Raw genomic sequence first — 23391 nt, forward strand, 5'->3', positions numbered from 1 at the left:
CCCTTGGCTGCGCTTAAGTCGTAGCCATGGGATTCTGGCTTATTGCAGCATTACTGACATTGGCAGCCACTCTGGCTGTTTTGTTGCCTCTCACGCGGCGCAAGCAGGCATTCTTGGCCGCTGAAAAGAACGATCTTGAGGTCTATCGGGATCAGTTGCGCGAGGTCGAAGCCGACGCTGCACGCGGCATGATCGACCCGCAGAGCGCCGAACAGGCGCGCATCGAAATCTCGCGTCGCATTTTGAATGCTGAAAAGTCCGGCAAGGAAGCTGCGGAAGCCGCGGGCAAGGCAGTGCCGGGCCGGATGCTGGCTTTCATCGCCGTGCTTGCAGTGCCGCTGATCGCCTGGGGCATCTATCCGCTTTTCGGCAAACCGGACATGCCTTCCATGCCGCTCGCCGAACGGCTTTCGGCCAGTGCGGATCGCGGCTCTGTCGATGAACTGGTAGCGCGTGCCGAAGCGCATCTGGCGCAAAATCCGGGCGATGTGCGTGGATGGGACGTGCTGGCGCCGATCTATCTGCGGCTTGGTCGCGCCGCTGATGCCGTCAATGCCTATCGCAGCTCCATTCGCATCGCCGGTGAGAATTTCCCACGCGTTTTGGGATTGGGTGAAGCACTGGCAACCGCTTCGGGCGGCACCGTGACCGCCGAGGCTGAAGGCTTTTTCAAGAAAGCTGCCGATCTCGAACCGAATGATGTTCGCCCGCAGTTCTACCTCGCACAGGGCGAGATGCAGGACGGTCGTATGGATATAGCCGCCAATCGCCTGCAGGCGTTCCTCGACAAGGCGCCGGCCGATGCGCCGTGGCGCGGTCAGATCGAACAGGCTATCGCCCGGCTTCGTAACCCTTCTTCCAGCGGTGAACAGCAGCCGAAAGGGCCGACAGCGGATGATGTCGATGCCGCTTCGTCGCTCAGCCCGGAGGACCGGCAGGCGATGATCGAAGGCATGGTTCAACGTCTTGATGAAAGTCTTCGCCAGAATAGTGGGGATGTCGAAGGCTGGAAGCGTCTCGTGCGCTCCTATATGATCCTCAACCGTCGCGATGCAGCGCTGGACGCTCTCAATCGCGGCATGACAGCCCTTCAGGGCGAAAGCCGGACGAACTTGCAGAGTTTCGCAGCCGGTCTTGGACTGGAGACAGGGAACGCACAAAAATGAGCGCGACCGCAGAAGACAACGCACGTGGTGCCAAACCGGCGGGTAATTTTGCCCGAACCGTCAGCCAAAGAAAGCGCAAGCGCCTGTTCCTGATCGGCGGCGCACTGGCGGTTCTGGCCGTAGCGGTTGGATTGATGCTGATGGCCTTTAGTCAGGACATTCGCTTCTTCCGTACACCTGCCGACCTGACGGAACAGGATATGGCCTCCGGCTCGCGGTTCCGTCTCGGTGGCCTCGTCGAGGAAGGGTCCGTCAGCCGCGAGGGCAGCGAGCTGCGCTTTACAGTGACCGATACGATCAAGACCGTGAAGGTCGTGTTCGAGGGTATTCCGCCCGATCTCTTCCGCGAAGGGCAGGGCGTTGTCGCCGAAGGGCGCTTCGGAGACGATGGCGTGTTCCGCGCCGATAATGTGCTGGCGAAGCACGATGAGAATTACGTTCCCAAGGACCTTGCCGACAGCCTGAAGGAAAAGGGCGTCTGGGAAGGCAAATAAAAACTAGGGCATTTCGTATCGGACCGGTGGTCCGGCAGATGCTTGATGGAGACTGCAGATGAGTGTCGAGATCGGCCATTTCGCTCTGGTTCTGGCACTGGCCCTGTCGATTGTCCAATCGATCGTGCCGGTGGTTGGTGCGCATCGCCGGGATACGCAGCTCATGTCAGTCGCGGTGCCGACGGCAATTGCAGTCTTCGCGTTGATCTGCCTTGCATCGGCGGTGCTTGTCCATGCCTATGTCGTGTCGGATTTCTCGGTCCTGAACGTGGTTGAGAACTCGCATTCGCAAAAGCCGCTCCTCTACAAAATCACGGGCGTCTGGGGCAATCACGAAGGCTCAATGCTGCTGTGGGTGTTCATTCTCACCTTTTTCAGTGCGCTGGTCGCTGCATTTTCTGGCAATCTGCCTGAAACATTGCGCGCCAATGTCCTTGCCGTGCAGGGCTGGATCGGTGTCGCATTTCTGGCATTCATTGTGTTCACCTCGAACCCGTTCACCCGCATTTTTCCGGCTCCGATGGAGGGCGGCGATCTCAATCCGATCCTTCAGGATATCGGCCTCGCGATCCATCCGCCGCTGCTCTATCTCGGCTATGTCGGTTTTTCGGTATGCTTTTCCTTTGCCGTAGCGGCACTGCTCGAGGGGCGTCTCGATGCTGCATGGGCGCGCTGGGTACGTCCGTGGGCCCTCGTGGCCTGGATGTTCCTGACTGGTGGCATCGCCATGGGTTCTTACTGGGCCTATTACGAGCTTGGCTGGGGCGGCTGGTGGTTCTGGGACCCGGTCGAAAACGCTTCGTTCATGCCGTGGCTGGTCGGCACCGCATTGCTTCATTCGGCTCTCGTGATGGAAAAACGCTCGGCGCTGAAAATCTGGACCGTGCTGCTTGCGATCCTCACTTTCTCGCTGTCGCTGCTTGGTACATTCCTTGTCCGCTCCGGTGTTCTGACCTCGGTTCACAGCTTCGCCACCGATCCGGGGCGCGGTCTTTTCATTCTGGCGATCCTTGCAATTTTCATTGGCGGATCGCTGTCGCTTTTCGCATTTCGCGTGCAGAGCCTGACGGCAGGCGGCATCTTCCACCCGATTTCGCGCGAAGGCGCGCTCGTCTTCAACAATCTGTTTCTGACGACCGCTGCCGCAACTGTGCTGATCGGTACGCTCTACCCGCTGCTGCTGGAAGTGATGACCGGCGACAAGATTTCCGTCGGCGCACCGTTCTTCAACATGACGTTCGGTCCGCTGATGATCCCGCTTCTTTTTGCGGTTCCCTTCGGCCCGCTGCTCGCCTGGAAACGCGGTGATCTTTACGGCGTGTCGCAGCGGCTGATGACAGCTTTCGCGCTCTCGCTTCTGGCTGCGGCGATCGTTCTGTGGAGCACATCGGCGAAATCGGTTCTCGCTGCCTGCGGTATCGGGCTTGCCGTATGGCTGATTTTCGGCAGCCTGACGGATATTGTTCTCAAGTCTGGCATCGGCAAGGTATCCGCTGGCAAGGCAGTTGCGCGCTTCAAGGGTTTGCCACGTTCGGTCTTTGGCACGGCGCTCGCCCATATCGGGCTTGGCGTAACGCTGCTCGGCATTGTGAGCGTGACCACGTTTGGCACTGAGAATGTGTTGATCATGCGTCCGGGCGACACGGCCAAGGTGCAGAATTACACACTTCGCTTCGACGGCCTGCGCCCGCTGACCGGTTCGAATTTCACCGAAAATCGGGGCACTTTCACGCTGCTCGATTCCAGCTCGCGCAGTCTCGGGCAGATTGAGCCGTCCAAGCGCTTTTTCCCAGCACGCCAGATGCCAACAACTGAATCGGGCATCAAAACCCTGTGGTTCAGTCAGGTCTATGTCGCGCTTGGCGATGAACCGGGCGATGGATCAGCCGTCGTTCGCATCTGGTGGAAGCCTGACGTGACACTCATCTGGTATGGCGCTCTCGTAATGATGGTGGGTGCGCTGTTTTCCCTTGCAGATCGTCGCCTGCGGGTTGGCGCACCTTCGCGCAGTCGCAAGTCCGCGTCGAAAGAAGCGGAGGCCACAGCATGAGAAAGCGCTCGGCATTTGCGGCGCTCCTGCTCGGTGCTGCTCTGGCTATTCAAGGGACGGCGGCGTTCGCAGTCAATCCGGATGAAGTCCTGTCCGATCCGGCGCTTGAAAAGCGCGCCCGAACCATTTCCGGCGAACTGCGCTGCATGGTCTGCCAGAACGAATCCATCGACGATTCCAATGCCGAGCTTGCCCGCGATCTTCGCGTTCTCGTCCGTGACCGGCTGAAAGAAGGCGATAGCGACGAACAGGTCATGGATTTCATCGTCGACCGTTACGGCGAATTCGTGCTTCTGAAGCCGCGTCTCAATGCGCGCACAGTGCTTCTGTGGGGCTTTCCTGTCGCCGTGCTTCTGATCGGTGCGGTCGCGCTGGTTGTTGCCTTTCGCGGACGCATACAGGCAGGCGAAGCGCCTAAACCGCTCACCGAAAGCGAAAAGGTGGAACTCGCGCGTCTGCTGGACGGAAAATAAGCGCTGGTCGCCTGCGGTTGTTATTCGTAACCTTACGAAACTTTCATGTTGTGGAAACGGAGCGGTAAGGTAGCCCTGACTATCTTACGCTCTATAAAGGTTTCACAGGTCCACGTTTCCTGAAGGATCAGGGACGGCCGGATTGCTGCTCGTAAGGAGAAATAAATGTCCAGAGCCAGGATTTCCAACTATCGCAAAGGCGTTGCCGCGATTGCACTATCGGCTGTTCTCGCCGGTGGTTTTGTCGCGACCGGCCCGCTCGGTGCGCTCAATGACGCCCGCGCGGAAGCCGTGCAGGTAACGCCACCACCGCAGGCTGCGGGTTTTGCCGATCTTGTTGAGAAGGTTCGTCCGGCTGTCGTCAGCGTTCGTGTAAAGAAGGACGTGCAGCAAACTGCTGATCGCGGTGGCAGTGGCCAGTTCTCGGGCCCTCCAGGATTTGATCAGCTTCCGGACGATCATCCGCTTAAGCGCTTCTTCCGTGATTTCGGCATGGACCCGCGTGGCGATGCACGTCCCGACGCTCGCCCGGATCGCCGCGGCCCCGGCAAGCGTGGCCCGCGCCCCGGTCATGAACGTCCGGTCGCTCAGGGTTCCGGCTTCTTCATTTCCGAAGACGGCTATGTCGTAACCAACAATCACGTCGTTTCCGATGGCGATGCATATAGCGTTGTCATGGATGACGGCACGGAACTTGACGCGAAGCTGATCGGCACCGATCCGCGCACAGATCTGGCCGTGCTGAAGGTCAACGATCCGAAGCAGAAGTTCACCTATGTTGCATTTGGCGATGACAACAAGATTCGCGTCGGCGACTGGGTCGTGGCTGTCGGCAACCCGTTCGGCCTTGGCGGCACGGTGACGTCGGGTATTGTATCGGCTCGTGGCCGTGATATCGGCGCCGGTCCTTACGATGACTTCATCCAGATCGACGCGGCTGTGAACAAGGGTAATTCCGGTGGTCCGGCCTTCAACCTGTCTGGTCAGGTGATCGGCATCAACACCGCCATCTTCTCGCCTTCGGGCGGCAGCGTGGGCATTGCCTTCGCAATCCCAGCCTCGACCGCTAAGCAGGTTGTTGACCAGCTCATCAAGAAGGGCTCGGTGGAACGTGGCTGGATCGGTGTTCAGATTCAGCCGGTGACGAAGGATATTGCTGCTTCGCTCGGCCTTGCCGAAGAGAAGGGTGCAATCGTTGCGTCGCCGCAGAAGGACGGTCCTGCTGCCAAGGCGGGCATCCAGTCCGGTGATGTGATCACGGCTGTCAATGGCGAAACCGTGCAGGATCCGCGCGATCTGGCACGCAAGGTTGCTGGCATTGTTCCTGGCGAAAAGGCGGCACTCACCGTCTGGCGCAAGAACAAGGCCGAGGAAGTCGATATCACCATTGAAGCGATGCCGGGCGATCTCGGCAAGGCGGCCAGCGCCTTGGGCGACAATGGCGGTGGTCAGAACGAGACCCTCGACTCCTATGGCCTGACCGTGACCCCGTCCGAAGACGGTAACGGCGTAGTGGTAACCGATGTCGATCCCGACAGCGATGCCTCCGATCGCGGTATCCGTTCCGGCGATATCATCATGAGCGTCAATAACCAGACGGTGAAGAGCGCCAAGGATATCAACAACGCCATCAGCGAAGCCGCCAAGTCGGGTCGCAAGGCAGTGCTGCTGCAATTGCAGAGCAACGATCAGAGCCGCTTTGTGGCCCTGCCGATCGATCAGGGATGATGACCGGCAGCCCCTTAAGGCTCTGAGCAATTCGATGCCAGGCGGTTCTCCGCCTGGCATCGCCTTATCATCAAACGGTATTATAAGTAGCGCCATGAAGATTCTCGTTATTGAAGATGACCGCGAAGCGGCCCGCTATCTGGAGAAGGCCTTCACCGAGGCCGGACATTCCGCCGATATCGCCGGAGACGGCGAAACCGGCTATACGCTGGCCGAGAATGGAAGCTACGATGTCCTCGTAGTCGACCGTATGCTGCCAAAGCGCGATGGCTTGTCCGTCGTGGCTGGTCTGCGCGCCAGGGGTATGGAAACCCCGGTCCTGATCCTTTCCGCGCTCGGCGAAGTGGATGACCGCGTCACGGGCTTGCGCGCCGGTGGTGACGACTACCTGACCAAACCCTATGCATTTTCCGAACTGTTGGCTCGCGTCGAGGTCCTGCAGCGTCGTTCCAGCCCGCGTGAGGCGGACACGATCTACCGCGTCGGTGATCTGGAGCTTGACCGGCTTGCGCATACTGCGCGCCGTCAGGATGTAGATATCACGCTTCAGCCCCGCGAGTTTCGTCTTCTCGAATATCTGATGCGCCATGCCGGACAGGTCGTCACGCGCACGATGTTGCTTGAAAACGTCTGGGATTATCACTTCGATCCGCAGACCAATGTGATCGACGTGCATATCTCGCGGCTGCGTTCGAAAATCGAGAAGGGCTTTGACGGTCCGCTGCTTCATACTGTGCGTGGCGCCGGTTACATGTTGAAGGCAGGGCGAGCGAAACAATCTGCAGCTGCCAAGGTGGATTGATGAGCCGCTTCTCAGCGCTCATGCGCACAACCGCTGTTCGACTATCAACGCTCTATCTGCTGCTCTTCATCGTGGGTGCGATAGCGTTGGTTTTCTACATGACCAATTTATCGGCCTCCATGCTGGCAGCGCAGACCCAGCAGTCGCTGGGCGAAGAAGTCGGCAGCATCGGCAAAAGCTATGCGCGAGGCGGCATCCCGCAGCTCGTGCGCACAATCGACTATCGTTCACGCCAGCCAGGTGCTTACCTCTATCTGGTGGCCGACCCGACAGGCCGCATCCTTGCAGGCAATGTTGAAAGCGTAGAACCCGGTGTTCTGGACACCGATGGCGTTATCGAGCGCGGGTTCAAATATCGGCGCTATGGCGAGCAGGGCACGGAAACGGAACATCGCGCCATTGCAGTCGTGATTGCCTTGCCGAACGGCATGCGGCTTCTGGTCGGTCGCGATCTGGGTGAACCAGAACGGTTCCGCGATGTTATTCGCCAGTCGCTGATGCTGGCGCTGGGCATCATGGGTGTTGGCGCGCTCTTGATCTGGCTGGTAGTCGGGCGCCGTGCATTGAAGCGCATTGATGAGGTTTCGCGGGCGTCGCAGCGCATTATGGATGGCGATTTGACAGGGAGGCTTCCGGTCAATGGTTCTGGTGACGAGTTCGATCGTCTGTCAAGCAATCTCAATGTCATGCTCGGCAAAATTCTGGAACTGAACGAGGGGCTGAAACAGGTCTCCGATAATATCGCACATGATCTTAAAACGCCGCTGACGCGTCTGCGTAACCGCGCGGAAGAAGCTCTTTCCGGCAAGAAGGCGGGGCCTGAATATCGTGAAGCGCTTGAAGATATCATTGGCGAGTCGGATCAACTGATCCGGACCTTCAACGCGATCCTGATGATTTCGCGTCTTGAAGCAGGTTATTCGTCCGAAAGTCTGGAGAATATGCCGGTAGCGCCGATCCTTCGCGACGTGGCCGAAATGTATGAGCCCGTTGCCGAGGACGTGGGCGTGAACCTGACACTTGGCGATCTCGATGAAGTTGCGCTTCATATCAATCGCGAACTGGTCGGGCAGACGATTTCCAATCTCGTGGACAATGCAATTAAATATGCCGGTGGCGATGAGCGGACCGCGACCGTGAATCTTTCGATGGAACGTGATCCGAACTGGGTCCGCATCATCGTTGCCGATAACGGTCCCGGTATTCCTGAAGAAAAACGCGAACAGGCAACGGAACGTTTTGTCCGTCTTGAGGAAAGCCGCACACAGCCCGGCTCGGGACTCGGTTTAAGTCTTGCCAAGGCTGTGATGAAATTGCACGGTGGCGCACTTCGTCTTGACGGCAATGATCCGGGCCTGCGCGCCGTGCTGGAGTTCCCGTTGCCATCGGACAAGGTCGAATAATGGCGTGACTTAAGAGGGGATCATGGCGGCAGAAAACGCAACGGCACTATTCTTCGAGAGAGAGATTCGTGCTTTGACGCCGCTTGATCCCCCAAGGGCGGAAACCTTTCTGGCCGACCTTGCGGTGCGCGCCGGAGAAGAGGGACTTACAGGTGTCGTAGCCTTGTTAAAAAAGGCAGAAGCTGAAAGTTTTTTCTCCGCCGTTCTCGATCTTTCTCCATTCATTCGCGAAGCGCTGACCCGTCATCCGCGTATTCTTGATCGCATCGTCGCCAAAGCGCCGGAGGCTGCACTACAAGATATTCTGGCGGAAATCTCCGCCAGTGCTGCAAGCGCGGACGTGACGGAAGCCTCCCTCATGACCAGCCTGCGCGTTTTGAAACGCGAGGCGCATGTCCTGATCGCACTTTGTGATCTCGCTGACATTTTCAATACGGAAGCAACGACAGGCTGGCTCACCGATCTGGCCGAGGCCTGCACTGGCGCTGCCATCCGGTTTCTGCTGCTTGACGCTGATAGTGCGGGCAAGATCAAACTTCCTGACCGAAACCAGCCCGACAAGGACAGTGGCTGGATTGTTCTCGGCATGGGCAAGTTCGGCGCGCGGGAACTCAATTACTCGTCCGATATTGATCTGATCGTCTTCATCGATGAAACCAGACCGGCTATCGGTGATCCGTATGAATGCGTCGAAACTTTTTCACGGCTGACGCGCCGCCTTGTCCGCATCCTGCAGGACCGTACCGGCGATGGCTATGTCTTCCGGGTCGATCTTCGCCTGCGTCCCGACCCCGGTTCCACGCCGCTGGCCATTCCTGTCGGTGCAGCACTTCATTATTACGAAGGGCGCGGCCAGAACTGGGAACGCGCAGCCATGATCAAGGCCCGGCCCGTTGCGGGGGACCGCGAATCCGGAAAGCAGGTGCTGGCGGAGCTCTCCCCCTATGTCTGGCGCAAGTATCTCGACTATGCAGCCATTGCAGACGTGCACTCGATCAAGCGCCAGATTCACGCCCACAAGGGCCACGGCGATATTGCCGTGCGCGGGCATAATGTGAAGCTCGGACGCGGCGGCATCCGCGAAATCGAATTCTTCGTTCAGACGCAGCAGCTCATCGCTGGCGGACGATTTCCCGAATTGCGCGGCAACCAGACGGTGCCGATGCTCGCACGACTGGCGGAGCGGGGCTGGATCACCGAGAAGGCGCGCGATGCCTTGGCAAAGGAATATTATTTTCTTCGTGACGTCGAGCATCGCATCCAGATGATTGCCGATGAGCAGACGCATATTCTGCCGGAAGACGATGAAGGCTTTGCGCGTGTCGCCCATATGATGGGTTATGCTGATCCGGCGGCCTTTTCCGATGTTTTTCTCGATGCGCTCAAGGTCGTTGAAAAGCACTATGCGGCCCTGTTCGAGCAGGCTCCCGAACTTGGAAGCTCATCCGGCAATCTGGTCTTTACCGGCGATGTGGATGATCCGGGCACGCTGGAGACGCTCGCATCCATGGGCTATGAACGCCCGAGCGATATATGTCGCGTGATCCGCACGTGGCACTTCGGGCGTTATCGTGCCACACAATCGGCAGAAGCGCGCGAGCGTCTGACCGAGCTTACGCCCGCTCTACTCAAAGCCTTTGCCGAAACCAAGCGTGCGGATGAAGCACTCTTGCGTTTCGATGGTTTTCTAAAGGGCTTGCCCGCGGGCATCCAGCTGTTCAGCCTGTTGCAATCCAATCCCCGTCTCCTGAACCTCCTCGTGATGATCATGAGCGCTGCCCCTCGGCTTGCCGAAATCATCACCCGTAACCCGCATGTTTTTGACGGTTTGCTTGATCCGGCGATTTTCTCGGAAATGCCGACACGCGCCTATCTGGAAGAACGCCTTCGCGTGTTTCTGGGACCTGCGACCGATTATGAGGAAGTGCTGGACCGGCTGCGCATCTTCGCTGCCGAGCATCGCTTCCTGATCGGTATCCGCTTGCTGACGAGCGCCATTGATGGCGTGCGCGCTGGTCGCGCATTTTCCGATCTGGCTGAACTGATGATCGGTAGGGCATTCGAGGTTGTCGAAGCCGAACTGGAGCGACGCCACGGCAAGGTGAAGGGCGCCAAGGTGGCTCTCCTGGCTATGGGCAAGCTCGGCAGTCGTGAACTCACAGCTGGCTCCGATGTGGATCTGATCCTGCTTTACGATCACGACAAGGAGACGGACGAATCCGATGGCGAGAAGCCACTGGCTCCCTCGCAATATTATATCCGCCTGACCCAGCGGCTCATTGCGGCACTTTCCGCGCCAACGGCGGAAGGCGTGCTCTACGAAGTCGATATGCGGCTGCGCCCTTCCGGCAACAAGGGGCCGGTTGCGACCCATATCGAATCCTTTGGCAAATATCAGCGCAGCGAAGCATGGACATGGGAACATATGGCCCTGACACGCGCGCGCCCGATCCATGGCGACGAGGCCTTTATGGATCACATCAGAAGCGAGATTGACGAGGCTCTTGTCGCCCCTCGCGATGTGAAGAAGATTGCCAAGGATGTGCGCGAGATGCGCGACCTCATCTATCAGGAAAAGCCACCTGCCGATGATTGGGATTTCAAGTTGAAGCCCGGCGGCATTGTCGATCTGGAATTCATCGCTCAGTTTGCCGTGCTGGCCAACAAGCTCGACCGGAAGCCACGTCCCTTGGGTACTGAGGAAATCCTGTCAGCCCTCGACCCGTCCTTTGCTGATCCGGCGCTTGCCGATAATCTTGTCGGCGCCCATCGCCTTTATACCAATCTGAGCCAGACGATCCGTCTGTGTCTTGGAGGCGATGCCAAGCGTGAAGAATTCATACCTGGCATGATCGACCTGCTATGCCGTGCGGCTGACATGCCCGATATAAAACGTGTCGAGCATCACCTGGCGGAAGTCGCCGTTGAAGTGCGGACAAGTTTCGAGAAGCTTTTGAATATTTAGAGCAGTTCCAGCAAAAGTGCGAAGCGTCTGCGCGAGAAAATCAGTTCACTGGACTGATTTCTGTTCCCGCTTCAGTGCGTGGGATAATGCGACGAAGCAAAAACTTAGAGCAGTTCCGGCTACTCCGTTTTAACTGGAACCGCTCTAATCAGGCCGCGTGGATTTCCGCACCATGTCCAACGTGACCGCGCTTGCGATCAGGGATGCAGACCGAAACCACGGTGCCAACGCCTTCGGTCGAGCGAATGCGAAGCCAGCCGCCGTGAAGCTCAGCCAGTGAACGGGTGATGGCAAGTCCGAGACCGGAACCGGTATGGGTCTTGGTGAACTGGTTTTCCACCTGCTCGAAGGGCTGGCCGATCTTCTTGATTGCCGATTTCGGGATGCCGACGCCGGTATCCTGAATCGTCATGAAAAGAGCCGAGCCGGTCTTGCGTGCCCGCACCGTGATCTGTCCGCCATAGGATGTGAACTTCACCGCATTGGAGAGAAGGTTGATCAGCACCTGCTTGATCGCGCGCCGGTCGGCATAGAGCTGCATTGCTTCTTCAATGCGCGTATTGACCGCAATATTCTTCTCATCCGCCTGCAGCGAAATCATACGTACTGTTTCATTGATGAGCGGGCAGAGATCGATCTGCTCACGGTCCAGCGAGAAATGGCCGGCCTCGATCTTCGACATGTCGAGAATATCATTGATGACGTTGAGCAGGAAGTTGCCGCTCGTATGGATGTCGTTGATATACTCCTCATAGCGGTCGGAACCGAGCGGACCGAATGTGCCTGCCTGAATCATTTCCGAGAAACCGATGATCGCGTTGAGCGGCGTACGCAGCTCATGGGACATATTGGCGAGGAATTCTGACTTGGCACGGTTCGCAGCCTCGGCGCGTTCCTTTTCCTGACCGTATTTGCGGGCAAGTTCGGACAGCTCACGCACGCGGTCCCGTTCGCCTTTGCGCGCAATCGACAGGTCGTGAATAGTCGCCATCAGGCGGCGTTCGCTGTCGACCAGACGTTCCTGATGCAGCTTGAGCTGGGTAATGTCGGTGCCGATGGAAACAAGCCCGCCATCTTGCGTGCGGCGTTCATTGACCTGAAGCCAGCGTCCGTCGCTGAGCTGACGTTCGAAGGTCTGGCCACCGGCGCGATTGTGTTCATTGGCCATGCGGCGCTCGAAGGTGAACGGGCGCGTATGGGCATCGACCTCGTTGCGCGGCACGCCGGGTTTCAGCGTCCAGACGGGAAGGCCAGCATATTCACTGAACTTGGAATTCGCCATGACGAGGCGATTGTTGGAATCCCACAGGATGAAGGCCTCAGAAATGTTCTCGATGGCTTCGCGGATGCGCATGTCGGCTTCGGCCGTCTGCTGCGCAAAGCGGTGCTGTTCGCTGACATCGAAAGCAATGCCGACCAGATGAAGATCGCCTTCGCTGGCGATTTCGGCGCGAACGCGCATCCACACCCATGAACCATCGGCATGGCGCATGCGGAAGACGCGGTCAACGTGCGAGATATCGCCCGCGGCGGCCTGTTCGGCGATGGAATAGAGGTCGCCATCTTCCGTGTTGATGATTGCAGCCACATCGCCGAAAGGCAGCACTGCATCCTGCGCTTCGTAGCCCAGCATCTCATACATGGAGCGCGACCAGTAAATGCGACCGCGTGCCATGTCCCAATCCCACAGGCCGCAGCGACCGCGCCCCAGTGCCAGATCGATACGGCGCTGGATCTGGCCGGAAAGATCGTCGGCCTCGCGAGCTCGCGCCGCTTGGCTGAAATAGGCGTAAAGGATGGCGAACATCACGCCGGTCGTGCCTGCGAAGAGTGTCACATTGAGCGACACTGCCCGGCGCCATTCCGCAAAGATCGTGCTTTCCGGTTCGACGGCGATAACGGAATAGGGCAGGGTCATCGGCTTGGACAAGGCGCCGAAAGCCGGTTCACCTTGCAGCATGACTTTCAGCACGCCTGCACGTTCTGCAAACAGGAATAACGGCTGCGCTTCGGTAAGGATCGTATCGACCGGCTTGCCGGACAGATCGGATATCGGGCCGGATATTGCGACCACGGAGGATTGCGGGTCGATGACGGCAAGCGTCATGCCGGACGAGGACAGCCCACGCGAGCGAAACTCCGCCATTGTGTCCTGAATATCCTTCGCGGCGATCTGTGCGCCCGCGTCGGTGCCGTTGGCAACACGTTCGATCATCTGTGCAAGATTGGCGGTTGCAGCCGACAGAAATGCCTTATGCTGCTGCTCGATATCTTCCCGCCACGCCAGCATCGAAAAGACGCGCGCTACGCCGAGAATAATCAGAAAGATAATGATGAGCGCCGGAACGAGGCGTCGCAGGATAGGCTCGATTGAGATGAACTTGCCATAGGCCGGACCAGCAAGAAGACTGACATGGCCCGAGAGCTTGCCTTTCCTTCTTTTCCGACCGGATTCGCAATGCGTCCCCGCCGGCGCGCCATACGCGTCGGTGCTCGCCATATAATGGTCCCTCGTGAATTCCCTGCGAGTGAAGTGATTCGGAATACGCCACCTCCGAATGTCATCAATGAATCAAAAGTGATTCGCGCTGTCCAGCGAATTCGTTAACGAGGCGTAAAAATCGGGGTTTTATCAGCCGATTTATTCATGAATCTCAAGCTCTTAAGTGCAATCGATATTGCATCTGATTCGCCTAAAGGCATGAAAAGACTCATGAAAGCTGACCGTCCACTGCCTCTGCGTTCATCAGCATGAAAAGGCTCGTTCCGATTGCCGGTAAAGCATCCAGAACGAGCAAATCATCACAACGATCAGGATAGGTCGCGAATCAGGCGAGAGTGCGGTCCACGATATCGCGCAGGTCGGTAGACAGTTTGCCCGCGCCCGAAATACGCGCCAGCGCTGCCCTTGCATGTTCGCGGCGGGTATCTTCAAGCGAACGCCAGGAGCGAAGCGCCGTCAGAAGCCGTGCGGCAAGCTGTGGATTTTCCGGATCGATGGACAGGATCGTATCTGCAAAGAACTCGTAGGCCGCACCATCCTTGCGGTTGAAGCCGGTTGGATTGGATGCCGAGAACGAACCAATCACCGAGCGGACGCGGTTTGGATTGTCGAGCGAGAAGAGGGCGTGTTTCGTAAGATCGCGCACGGCCTGCAAGGCTTCGTCGCCGGGACGGCTCGCCTGCACGCTGAACCACTTGTCCATCACAAGACCATCCTTGCCGAACTGGCGTTCGAAACTTGCCAGTGCGTCCTTTGCCTCGTTCGTATCACCAAAGCGGTGTACCAGCACGGCCAGGGCCGCGAAGCGGTCGGTCATATTATCCGCATTGGCGAACTGGCTGGTGGCCCGTTTCTGGCTTTTCTCGTGACGGCTCAGATAATCGAGCAGCACGTTCCGCAAGGCACGTTTGCCTGCCGCGCCTGCATCTGGCGAGAAGGCGCCGTCCTGTTTCAGGGCATCGTAGAGCTTGGTGAAATCGCCAGCATAACGGGCGGCAATGGCGTCCACGAAGTGGTTTCGGCTGGCGAGAATCGCATCGGGATCGACATTGCTGCCCATTTCGCGCGCGATGTCGCTTTCGCTCGGCAGCGTGAGGCAGAGCGCGCGGAAGGCTGGATCAAGCGTTTCGTCGGAAGCAACGTTTCCGGCAAGTTCGATGATTTTATCGTCAACTGCCGGTGCATGACCGCCGCGGATACGCTTGGCGCCTTCAAGCAGAGCCTGGTTGAAAATTCCGGTCAATGCCTGCCAGCGGGCGACCGGATCGCTGTCGTTCAGGGCCAGGAATGCACGATCATCGTCCGATAGGGGCGCCGACAGGTTTACGGGAGCCGAGAACCCGCGCAACAGCGACGGAACAGGGCGTTCCTTGATGCCATGAAAGACGATCGTTTCGGACGGACGATGCAGATGAATAACGTCGCCGCGCACGTCCCCACCTTCGACGGATGTTGGAACCATATCCTCGCCGTCAGTTCCGATAAGGCCGAAAGCTATCGGGATATGCATCGGCTTCTTGACTGTTTGTCCGGGCGTTGCCCCCAGCGACTGTGCCAGTTCAATCGAGAAGGTTTCCTTCGCAGCATCGTAGGAGAAAGCAGCTTCCACCTTCGGCGTTCCGGCCTGATCGTACCAGAGCGCAAACTGTGAAAAGTCCTGACCGGAAACATCGGCGAAGACCTTGATGAAATCCTCGATAGTTGCGGCTTCCCCGTCATGGCGCTCGAAATAGAGGTCCATACCCTTGCGGAACAGCTCAGGCCCAATGATCGTGCGGATCATGCGCACGACTTCCGAACCTTTTTCATAGACGGTCGCCGTATAGAAATTGTTGATCTCGCGATATTCGCGCGGGCGCACGGGATGAGCGAGTGGTCCGGCATCTTCCGGGAATTGCTGCGCCTTGAGAATTTTCACTTCGGCGATGCGCTTAACCGGGCGCGAGCGCTCATCGGCGGAGAATTCGTGATCGCGATAGACTGTCAGGCCTTCCTTGAGGCAGAGCTGGAACCAGTCGCGGCAGGTGATGCGGTTGCCGGTCCAGTTGTGGAAGTATTCATGTGCAATCACCGCCTCGATGCCCGCATAGTCAACGTCGGTAGCGGTTTCAGGGTCGGCCAGCACATATTTGTCGTTGAAGACGTTAAGCCCCTTGTTCTCCATGGCGCCCATGTTGAAATCGGAAACGGCAACGATGTTGAAGACGTCGAGATCATATTCGCGACCAAACTTCTCCTCATCCCAGCGCATGGAGCGTTTCAATGCATCCATCGCGTAGAGTGCGCGGCCTTCCTTGCCATGCTCGACATAGATCGCCAGATCGACCGGTTGTCCTGACTTCGTGGTGAAGTGATCCTTCACGACGCCGAGCGATCCGGCAACGAGCGCGAAGAGATAGGATGGTTTTGGGTGCGGATCATGCCAGATGGCGAAATGCCGGTCCGGCTTGCCTTCGACCGACCCGCTCTCGACCGGATTGCCGTTGGACAGAAGAATAGGAGCGGCTTGTTCGTTGGCGTCAACCCGCACGGTATAGACTGACAGAACATCCGGGCGATCATAATAATAGGTAATGCGGCGGAAGCCTTCTGCCTCGCACTGCGTGCAATAGACTCCGCTTGAACGATAGAGGCCGGATAGCTGGCGGTTGGTGGTTGGATTGATTTCCGTCACGACTTCAAGCGTGAAGCGCTTGCCTTCCGGCAGGTCGCTGATTTCGAGCTGATCGGGCGTTGCGATATAGCTGTTGTCGGCGAGTTGCTTGCCGTCGATGGCGATGCTGACGAGTTTCAGTTCGTCACCATCGAGAATCAATGGCGTACCAGCTGCAGTGCCATCGCGACGCTCAATCGTGAGGGTCGCACGGACGATGGTTTTTTCCGGTTCCAGGGAGAAGTCCAGTTTCGTCTCGGGTATGGCGTAAGGGGTCGGACGGTAATCTTCGAGACGAAATGTCTGGCCGGTTTCAGTACGCATAGCGAAACTCTCTCCCTGAACTCTCATTGAACTCACGATGCTAGATTCGTACCTAAAATTGCCGCCAAGGGAAACTCAATTCCAGTACAACCAACTGGCCTTTTGTGGCCGGAGCATTTCCAGCAAAACTGCGAAGCGTCTGCGCGGGGAAATCAGTTTACTGGATTGATTTCCATTCCCGCTTCGATGCTTCGGATAATGCGACAAAACAAACAACACGCGCTTTGCCAAATAATTTTCAGCTTGAACCTTGTGCTACTGGTGCTGTGTCACAAACAGGAATAAGAAAACAGGCGCTCGAATACTTTGGGCGAACCTGCGTTTCATGTTTTAAGGAATTGCGTTGTGAACGCTCATGCGAGCGCGCCTGTCGAGGCTGCCCATATTGAAACGAACCCGATGCTCGGCATCGGTCTCAAAATCGCTTCCGTTGCTGTTTTTGTCGCCATGTCCACCTTGCTGAAAGCAGCTGAAGGCGTGCCTGTCGGACAGTTGATCTTCTTCCGGTCGTTCTTCGCAATCTTCGCTATATTGCTCTATCTGGGGTGGCGCGGGCAGCTTTCTGGCGTGTTCCGCACCCAGAACGGTTTCAGCCATTTCTGGCGCGGACTGGTGGGTGTCTGTTCCATGTCGATGAGCTTTTTCGCTCTCACCAAGCTGCCGCTGCCCGAAGCAATCGCGATCAACTACGCTTCACCACTGATTACCGTCATTCTTGGCGCGGTCATCCTGCATGAAGTCGTGCGGCTTTATCGCTGGAGCGCAGTGCTCATCGGGCTTGGTGGGGTGATGGTCATCATCTGGCCGCGGCTGACGGTTTTTTCCGGCGGTAGCATGGGGCATGACGAGGCCATGGGTGCGTTCGCCGCTCTTGGTGCGGCTATCTTGTCTGCGGTGGCGATGATGCTTGTACGTCGCCTCGTGCAGACGGAACGCACCTCGACCATCGTGATCTACTTTTCCATATCCGCGAGCGTCATCTCCTTGGTGAGCTTTCCTTTTGGCTGGATCGTGCCGAACTGGTCGCAGCTTGCCATGCTGGTCGGTGCTGGTTTTGCCGGGGGCGTCGGCCAGATTCTTCTGACCGAGTGCTATCGCCATGCGCCGATGTCGACGATTGCTCCATTCGAATACACGTCGATGCTGCTGGGACTAGCCATCGGCTTTCTGCTGTTCGGCGATATTCCGACCTTCGAAATGCTGGCCGGTAGCGCCATCGTCATGGCGGCAGGCGGTTTCATCATTTACCGCGAGCACAAGCTTTCGATTGCGCCCCACAAGGTTAACGCACCGCAGACGCAATGAATTCAGCTTTGACCGGGTGTGCCTTCTGCACGGGGATCGAGCTGCATGGTCTCCGGCGTGGACTGGCCGTCCGGCGTATGGAATTTGTACTCGGTCTTCTGGTCGCTGATCGCCGGGCGCTCGAAGCGACGGATGCGCCAAAAGGCATGCAGGCCGTATAAGCCGTAGGCGATGGCCATGGTTACGAAGAAGCCCGATGCGCCAATCAGATCCATCAACGGGCCGGAAAGGGCAGGCCCGATGACACTGCCCACGCCGTAAATAATCAGCAACCCGCCGGAGACCTTCACGAATTCGCTGGCATCTGCGTAGTCATTGGCGTGAGCGACGTTGAGGCTGTAGATCGGATAAATCACCGAACCGAACAGAAACATCATCGCGTAAAGCGCATAGGGCGAGGTAGGATGGAACAGCACCATCACCATCGACAAAGCAAAGCCGATGATACCGGCGATCACCATGACATAGCGACGATCGACAAAGTCCGATCCTCGTCCGAGCGGGTACTGGAAGATAGCGCCACCGATCATGGCGCAGGCAAGCATTGTGGCGATGCCGAAGGTGGAGAGGCCATTCATCTCACCGTAAATCGCGGCGAGGAAGTTCCAGGTACCTGCAACAATACCTGCAATTAGCGAGCCAACAGCCGCAGCAGGTGACCGTCGATAAAGTCCCTTCAAATCGAGCGAAACCTGCGTCAGCGGATTGGGTGACTGCGCGCTTGAAAGGGCGGTTGGAAGCAGTGCGCTTGCATAGATGATGGCACAAATGATGAAGAGCGTCTGCGTTCCCGCATCGCCGAACGGCAGGATGTACTGCCCGCAGAGCAGGCCGAGCATGGTGATGATCATATAGATCGAAAAGATGCGACCGCGCGATTCATTGGTTACGCGCTCGTTCAGCCAGCTTTCAATAATCATGTAGCTGCCTGCGAGCGAAAAGCCCGCAACGCCACGGAAGATCATCCATGCGACAGGATTGACGACCAGTGCGTGGAAAAGCAGCGCCATCGAAAGCAACGTCGCAAGCGAAGAGAAGACGCGCACATGCCCAACGCGCCGCACCAGATGCGGCACCACAATGCAGCCGATCGTGAAGGCGAGGGAATAGCTCGTACCCATCCAGCCGATGGTCGTGGTCGACCAGCCTTCCATGCCGCCCCGCAGGGGCAGAAGAATACCCGCAAGGCCACCGGCGAGCAGCATCAGAAAGGTGCTTGCAAGCAAAGCGGCTATGGGCAGGAGCTGGCCAGCCATGAAAAACTCCACAGTGAAATCCCATGGGGAAACTGAATTTAGGGCTACTTGTCGCCGAAAGGCGGTTTGGCAAGCGGCGAAATAGAACAAGTTTGCGGCATGTTGGTGACAGTGCCGCCTGCGTCGCCTGCCGATGCCACTGAACTAAAAAGATTTCAACTCATCAATTCGGCCAATTTCAGCTTCACAGCCAGAAAATCGCGCCATGCAAAACGCTTTTGTGCCGGTGTCCTGAGAAGATATGCGGGATGCAGGGTCGGCATGACGGGAATTTCGAGGCCGTTGGGCGTACGATGAATTTTCCAGTTGCCGCGCAGGCGCAGGATGCCTTCCGTCGCGCCGGTTAGGGCCTTGCCCGCAGGACCGCCCAGAGCAACCAGAACTTTTGGTGAGGCAAGCTCGATCTGTCGTTCGATGAATGGCCGACAAAGTTCCGTCTCAAGCGGTGTCGGCGTACGGTTGCCGGGCGGACGCCACGGGATAGTGTTGGCGATGTAGACGCTTTCTCGCTTCAGGCCGATGGATTCGATCATGCGATTGAGAAGCTGTCCGGATTTTCCGACAAACGGCAATCCTTCCATATCCTCATCTCGTCCGGGCGCTTCACCGATGAACATGATGTCGGATGACGGATCACCATCGGCGAAACAAAGGTTCTTCGCCGTGAATTTCAGGTTGCAGCCGTCGAATGCCGCAAGCTTCTCCCGCAATTCTTCCAGCGTTGAAGCCTGTGCCGCCGCTTCGCGTGCGAGCGCAATCTGCGCCGTATCGGGAAGGTCGGCTGCGGCTTGCACAGGCTTGCTGGTGGGGGCGGGTGCCGGCGCTGGGCGCGGTTGTTGCTGCCGGGCGCGCTCAGGTGAATTCGGCATCTGCGCGGTTGGCTGCGAAGAGGCAGGGCGTTGAGGCTCTGCAAACCGGTCTATCGGCGTTTCGGAAAGCGGCATGTCAATGCCTGCCTCCGCATAGAAGCGGAGCAAACCTTCAATATCCAGCGTTTCGCGATTATCAGCCATTATCTACCTCACCTCTGAGGTGGCGAATTTTGCAGGTGAATGCAAGAGCCCGGTTTGGATTTAGGGTTCGTTTGGCCTGTTAGTGACAGTTCATACCCTGTTTGATGCGCATATAGCCAGGCAAGGTGCGAACATGGTCCTGACATGACATGAGGACATGCTTCTTCTACCATCACAAACAAATCTTCATCGCGGCTTCTTGAATGGAATGAATTTGACGTTTACGTTAAGGTAAATCAATTTGAGGACGTAGGATGCCTGTTTTGGACAATTGGACGCATTTGCGACAGTCTCCAACTCTGCGACAGGGTAAGGCAGAATACGGGGAAACGGCGATCTTTTCGTACCGCCAGTGCTGACGGGCAGTCGGTTCATGGGTATTCGCGATTAGATCATGCACAAAAACAATTGGATGCGTCGTCTGGGCTACCTTAGTGAGAAGACGATGTTACACCGGACGGAGGGATGAATGTCTGAAGCCCCAGAATATGCGAACCAGGAGCTTCCCGAACGCGAGAGCATGGAATTCGACGTTGTGATCGTCGGCGCAGGCCCTGCGGGCCTTGCTGCGGCAATCCGTTTGAAGCAGGCGAATCCCGAGCTGTCCGTCGTCGTCCTCGAAAAGGGCGGGGAAGTCGGCGCGCATATTCTTTCCGGCGCTGTCGTTGATCCGGTGGGTATCGACCAGCTCCTGCCGGGCTGGCGCGAAGAAGAGGGGCACCCTTTCAAGACGCCGGTTACTGCCGATCATTTCCTCGTGCTGGGGCCCGCAGGTTCAGTGCGCCTGCCGAATTTCGCGATGCCGCCTCTGATGAGCAATCATGGCAATTACATTGTGTCTCTGGGCAATGTCTGCCGCTGGCTCGGCACCAAAGCCGAAGAACTTGGCGTAGAAATCTATCCGGGCTTTGCAGCAACCGAAGTGCTCTACAATGACGAGGGCGCGGTCATCGGTGTCGCCACTGGCGATATGGGCGTCGAGCGCGACGGAACGCATGGTCCGAACTACACGCGCGGCATGGCGCTGCTCGGCAAATATACGCTGGTCGGCGAAGGCGCGCGCGGTTCGCTTGCCAAGCAGCTGATCACCAAGTTCAAGCTCGACGAAGGCCGTGAACCGGCGAAATACGGTATTGGCCTCAAGGAACTATGGCAGGTTGATCCTTCCAGGCACAAGCCGGGTTTGGTCCAGCACTCCTTCGGCTGGCCGCTCGACATGAAGACGGGCGGCGGCTCGTTCCTTTATCATCTGGAAGACAATATGGTTGCGGTCGGCTTCGTGTTGCATCTCAACTACAAGAACCCGTACCTGTCGCCGTTTGAAGAGTTCCAGCGTTTCAAGACGCATCCGGCCATCAAGGACGTCTTCGAGGGTGGCAAGCGTCTTTCCTATGGCGCACGTGCGATTACCGAAGGTGGCTTCCAGTCGGTGCCAAAGCTGTCGTTCCCCGGTGGAGCGCTCATCGGCTGCTCGGCTGGTCTGGTCAACGTGCCGCGCATCAAGGGCAGCCACAATGCGGTTCTTTCTGGCATTCTCGCTGCCGACAAGATCGCCGAGGCAATTGCCGCAGGCCGCGCCAATGACGAGCCGGTCGAGATCGAGAGCAATTGGCGTTCAAGCCTGATCGGCACGGATTTGAAGCGGGTGCGCAACGTCAAGCCGCTGTGGTCGAAGTTCGGCACGATTGCCGGCGTGGCGCTCGGTGGTCTCGATATGTGGACCAACCAGCTTTTCGGTTTCTCCATCTTTGGAACGCTGAAGCATGGCAAGACCGATGCGCAGTCGCTTGAGCCGGCTGCAAAACACGCGAAGATCGATTATCCGAAGCCGGATGGCGTTCTGACCTTTGATCGTCTGTCGTCGGTGTTCCTGTCGAACACGAACCATGACGAGAACGAGCCTGTGCATCTTCAGGTTCGCGACATGAAATTGCAGCAGACTTCCGAACACGACGTCTTCGCTGGTCCGTCGACGCGTTACTGCCCTGCGGGTGTTTATGAATGGGTGGATGCCGACGGCAACTCCGCAGCTGATCCACAGGCAAAGGATGTGCGGTTTGTCATCAACGCGCAGAACTGCGTGCACTGCAAGACTTGCGACATCAAGGACCCGAACCAGAATATCAACTGGGTGCCGCCACAAGGCGGCGAGGGACCTGTTTACGTAAACATGTAAAAGAAAAAGGCGGTCTGGGACCGCCTTTTTTATTGCAGCATGACGGACTGGGTTTCCGGTTCTTCTTCATCTGGCCGAACGGGTGGTGGAACGGAAAAATCGAGCCGCACCGGCAGATGATCGGAGCCAGCATCTTCGCGAGCCGAAACCTTCGCCCCTCCGATTTCAGGGCTTACGAGTATCTGATCAATCGGCAGGCCGATGTAAGGAGCGAGCTTAACAGGCAGTAGGTGCGTCATCCACGTGCCGCCAATACCGGTCATATGGCGGGTGCCGGAGGCACGTTCGACGCGGCGAACGGCATTGCTCCACGGCGCTGCATTGAAGTCACCGGCGACAACCAGAGGGCCTTTCAGCTTCTGCAGTTCCGGTTCGATGTAGCGGAGTTGATAAGGCTGCCAACGCGGCCATGGCCATGAAAAGTGCAGTGCTGCGACATGCACGGTCGTTCCGCCGAAATTGATCGGCGCAATTGCGAGCAAACCATCGCCGACACAGGCCGTCTGTGCATCTTCGCTGAAAGGCCGCTTCGACAGGATGCCCACGCCCCATGTGTTGGGATCGTCAGCACAATTGAGATGGTAGGGATAGGAGCCCTGGAGAATGGTGAGCCACTTGGTCCATTGGTCGCTAGCCTCCTCATAGGTGATGACGTCCGGCTTCTCCCGCGCGATCATCTGGAGAATGCGTTTCGGTTCGGGATTGTCTTCGCGCAAATTGATCTGGACGAGACGGTAGCGTGCGCCGCCTTGTTCCTGCGCATGGGCGCCCGTGGAGCCGCTCAGGAAATCGCGTGCAGCACCAACAGTCGTGCCTAGAGCCATGACGGCAAAGAGTAGCAGCATCGCCGCCTCACGCCGCATCTTGGTGAAAAGCAAGGGAATGGTCAGCACTGCCAGCAGGACGGACAGGTGAGCTCGAAAATGCGAAAAGGAATCGAGAGCCGGGTGCACCGCTCCAAGAAATCCCAGCACGAGCGGAACCGACAGCGCGACAGCAGCCAGCAGCAACAGGAATGAAAGGTTTTCACGGCTTTTCGACATGAAATGCCTCTAGCTATCGAATACGGCGCGATGATGG

General features: G+C 57.7%; 15 protein-coding genes. 10 read left to right on the plus strand and 5 right to left on the minus strand.

Translation table 11 applies throughout. The features are described 5' to 3' along the window. The first annotated feature begins 26 nt into the window (after window positions 1-26). The 8 genes from ccmI to AC1RHM_RS22145 all read left to right on the plus strand — a co-directional run bounded on the left by ccmI (window position 27) and on the right by AC1RHM_RS22145 (window position 11081). On the plus strand, window positions 27-1166 hold the full coding sequence (gene ccmI / locus AC1RHM_RS22110; protein WP_036585824.1) for a c-type cytochrome biogenesis protein CcmI: 1140 nt from the start codon (window positions 27-29) through the stop codon (window positions 1164-1166). Further along, entirely contained in the window at window positions 1163-1660 is a 498-nt protein-coding gene (gene ccmE, locus AC1RHM_RS22115) for a cytochrome c maturation protein CcmE (protein ID WP_010661597.1), read from the plus strand. Before ccmI ends, ccmE begins: the two co-directional genes overlap by 4 nt. A 58-nt stretch (window positions 1661-1718) precedes the next feature. Beyond that, on the plus strand, window positions 1719-3710 hold the full coding sequence (locus tag AC1RHM_RS22120; RefSeq protein WP_036585823.1) for a heme lyase CcmF/NrfE family subunit: 1992 nt from the start codon (window positions 1719-1721) through the stop codon (window positions 3708-3710). Then, a complete protein-coding gene (locus AC1RHM_RS22125; protein WP_029925305.1) occupies window positions 3707-4183 on the plus strand; it encodes a cytochrome c-type biogenesis protein in 477 nt (158 codons plus the stop codon). Before AC1RHM_RS22120 ends, AC1RHM_RS22125 begins: the two co-directional genes overlap by 4 nt. A gap of 165 nt (window positions 4184-4348) precedes the next feature. After that, the gene (locus tag AC1RHM_RS22130; protein WP_029925303.1) at window positions 4349-5911 is read left to right on the plus strand and encodes a Do family serine endopeptidase; all 1563 of its coding nucleotides are present in this window, start codon (window positions 4349-4351) and stop codon (window positions 5909-5911) included. 94 nt (window positions 5912-6005) lie between these two features. Then, on the plus strand, window positions 6006-6713 hold the full coding sequence (locus AC1RHM_RS22135) for a response regulator transcription factor (protein ID WP_010661601.1): 708 nt from the start codon (window positions 6006-6008) through the stop codon (window positions 6711-6713). Then, window positions 6710-8116 carry a sensor histidine kinase gene (locus tag AC1RHM_RS22140; protein WP_182506011.1) on the plus strand — a complete coding sequence of 469 codons (1407 nt, stop codon included), beginning with the start codon at window positions 6710-6712 and terminating at the stop codon, window positions 8114-8116. The genes AC1RHM_RS22135 and AC1RHM_RS22140 overlap by 4 nt, the downstream gene beginning before the upstream one ends. 22 nt (window positions 8117-8138) lie before the next feature. Further along, on the plus strand, window positions 8139-11081 hold the full coding sequence (locus AC1RHM_RS22145) for a bifunctional [glutamine synthetase] adenylyltransferase/[glutamine synthetase]-adenylyl-L-tyrosine phosphorylase (RefSeq protein ID WP_492332628.1): 2943 nt from the start codon (window positions 8139-8141) through the stop codon (window positions 11079-11081). 148 nt (window positions 11082-11229) lie between these two features. On the opposite strand, the gene AC1RHM_RS22150 is transcribed toward AC1RHM_RS22145, so the two are convergent. Both AC1RHM_RS22150 and pepN read right to left on the minus strand, forming a co-directional pair. After that, window positions 11230-13581 (minus strand): PAS domain-containing sensor histidine kinase, encoded by a 2352-nt coding sequence (locus tag AC1RHM_RS22150; protein ID WP_036585818.1) that lies wholly within the window; start codon window positions 13579-13581, stop codon window positions 11230-11232. 328 nt (window positions 13582-13909) lie between these two features. Further along, window positions 13910-16561 carry an aminopeptidase N gene (gene pepN / locus AC1RHM_RS22155; protein WP_036585816.1) on the minus strand — a complete coding sequence of 884 codons (2652 nt, stop codon included), beginning with the start codon at window positions 16559-16561 and terminating at the stop codon, window positions 13910-13912. Window positions 16562-16960: 399 nt separating this feature from the next. Between pepN and AC1RHM_RS22160 the strand changes: the two genes are divergently transcribed. Beyond that, the gene (locus AC1RHM_RS22160) at window positions 16961-17866 is read left to right on the plus strand and encodes a DMT family transporter (protein WP_208398230.1); all 906 of its coding nucleotides are present in this window, start codon (window positions 16961-16963) and stop codon (window positions 17864-17866) included. Window positions 17867-17868: 2 nt separating this feature from the next. Here AC1RHM_RS22160 and AC1RHM_RS22165 read toward each other — a convergent pair whose 3' ends face one another. Together AC1RHM_RS22165 and AC1RHM_RS22170 are read right to left on the minus strand one after the other, a co-directional pair. Next, the gene (locus AC1RHM_RS22165; protein WP_036585812.1) at window positions 17869-19122 is read right to left on the minus strand and encodes an MFS transporter; all 1254 of its coding nucleotides are present in this window, start codon (window positions 19120-19122) and stop codon (window positions 17869-17871) included. Window positions 19123-19277: 155 nt separating this feature from the next. Beyond that, window positions 19278-20135: a uracil-DNA glycosylase gene (locus tag AC1RHM_RS22170; protein WP_029925289.1), complete on the minus strand. Its 858-nt coding sequence runs from the start codon at window positions 20133-20135 to the stop codon at window positions 19278-19280. Window positions 20136-20604: 469 nt separating this feature from the next. On the opposite strand from AC1RHM_RS22170, the gene AC1RHM_RS22175 reads away from it, so the two are divergent. Continuing rightward, a complete protein-coding gene (locus AC1RHM_RS22175; protein ID WP_036585810.1) occupies window positions 20605-22311 on the plus strand; it encodes an electron transfer flavoprotein-ubiquinone oxidoreductase in 1707 nt (568 codons plus the stop codon). A 29-nt stretch (window positions 22312-22340) separates the two neighbouring features. Here the strand turns inward: AC1RHM_RS22175 and AC1RHM_RS22180 are convergent, their stop codons facing one another. Beyond that, on the minus strand, window positions 22341-23354 hold the full coding sequence (locus AC1RHM_RS22180) for an endonuclease/exonuclease/phosphatase family protein (RefSeq protein ID WP_122241952.1): 1014 nt from the start codon (window positions 23352-23354) through the stop codon (window positions 22341-22343). Between the last annotated feature and the right edge of the window lie 37 nt (window positions 23355-23391).

The sequence above is a fragment of the Brucella sp. GW823-FHT04E01 genome, from assembly GCF_058796175.1.

Bases quoted from the DNA above. Each gene is read 5' to 3' on its own strand.
- ccmI (WP_036585824.1), top strand. From the start codon at position 27: ATGGGATTCTGGCTTATTGCAGCATTACTGACATTGGCAGCCACTCTG.
- ccmE (WP_010661597.1), top strand. From the start codon at position 1,163: ATGAGCGCGACCGCAGAAGACAACGCACGTGGTGCCAAACCGGCGGGT.
- AC1RHM_RS22120 (WP_036585823.1), top strand. From the start codon at position 1,719: ATGAGTGTCGAGATCGGCCATTTCGCTCTGGTTCTGGCACTGGCCCTG.
- AC1RHM_RS22125 (WP_029925305.1), top strand. From the start codon at position 3,707: ATGAGAAAGCGCTCGGCATTTGCGGCGCTCCTGCTCGGTGCTGCTCTG.
- AC1RHM_RS22130 (WP_029925303.1), top strand. From the start codon at position 4,349: ATGTCCAGAGCCAGGATTTCCAACTATCGCAAAGGCGTTGCCGCGATT.
- AC1RHM_RS22135 (WP_010661601.1), top strand. From the start codon at position 6,006: ATGAAGATTCTCGTTATTGAAGATGACCGCGAAGCGGCCCGCTATCTG.
- AC1RHM_RS22145 (WP_492332628.1), top strand. From the start codon at position 8,139: ATGGCGGCAGAAAACGCAACGGCACTATTCTTCGAGAGAGAGATTCGT.
- AC1RHM_RS22150 (WP_036585818.1), bottom strand. From the start codon at position 13,581: ATGGCGAGCACCGACGCGTATGGCGCGCCGGCGGGGACGCATTGCGAA.
- pepN (WP_036585816.1), bottom strand. From the start codon at position 16,561: ATGCGTACTGAAACCGGCCAGACATTTCGTCTCGAAGATTACCGTCCG.
- AC1RHM_RS22160 (WP_208398230.1), top strand. From the start codon at position 16,961: ATGCTCGGCATCGGTCTCAAAATCGCTTCCGTTGCTGTTTTTGTCGCC.
- AC1RHM_RS22165 (WP_036585812.1), bottom strand. From the start codon at position 19,122: ATGGCTGGCCAGCTCCTGCCCATAGCCGCTTTGCTTGCAAGCACCTTT.
- AC1RHM_RS22170 (WP_029925289.1), bottom strand. From the start codon at position 20,135: ATGGCTGATAATCGCGAAACGCTGGATATTGAAGGTTTGCTCCGCTTC.
- AC1RHM_RS22175 (WP_036585810.1), top strand. From the start codon at position 20,605: ATGTCTGAAGCCCCAGAATATGCGAACCAGGAGCTTCCCGAACGCGAG.
- AC1RHM_RS22180 (WP_122241952.1), bottom strand. From the start codon at position 23,354: ATGTCGAAAAGCCGTGAAAACCTTTCATTCCTGTTGCTGCTGGCTGCT.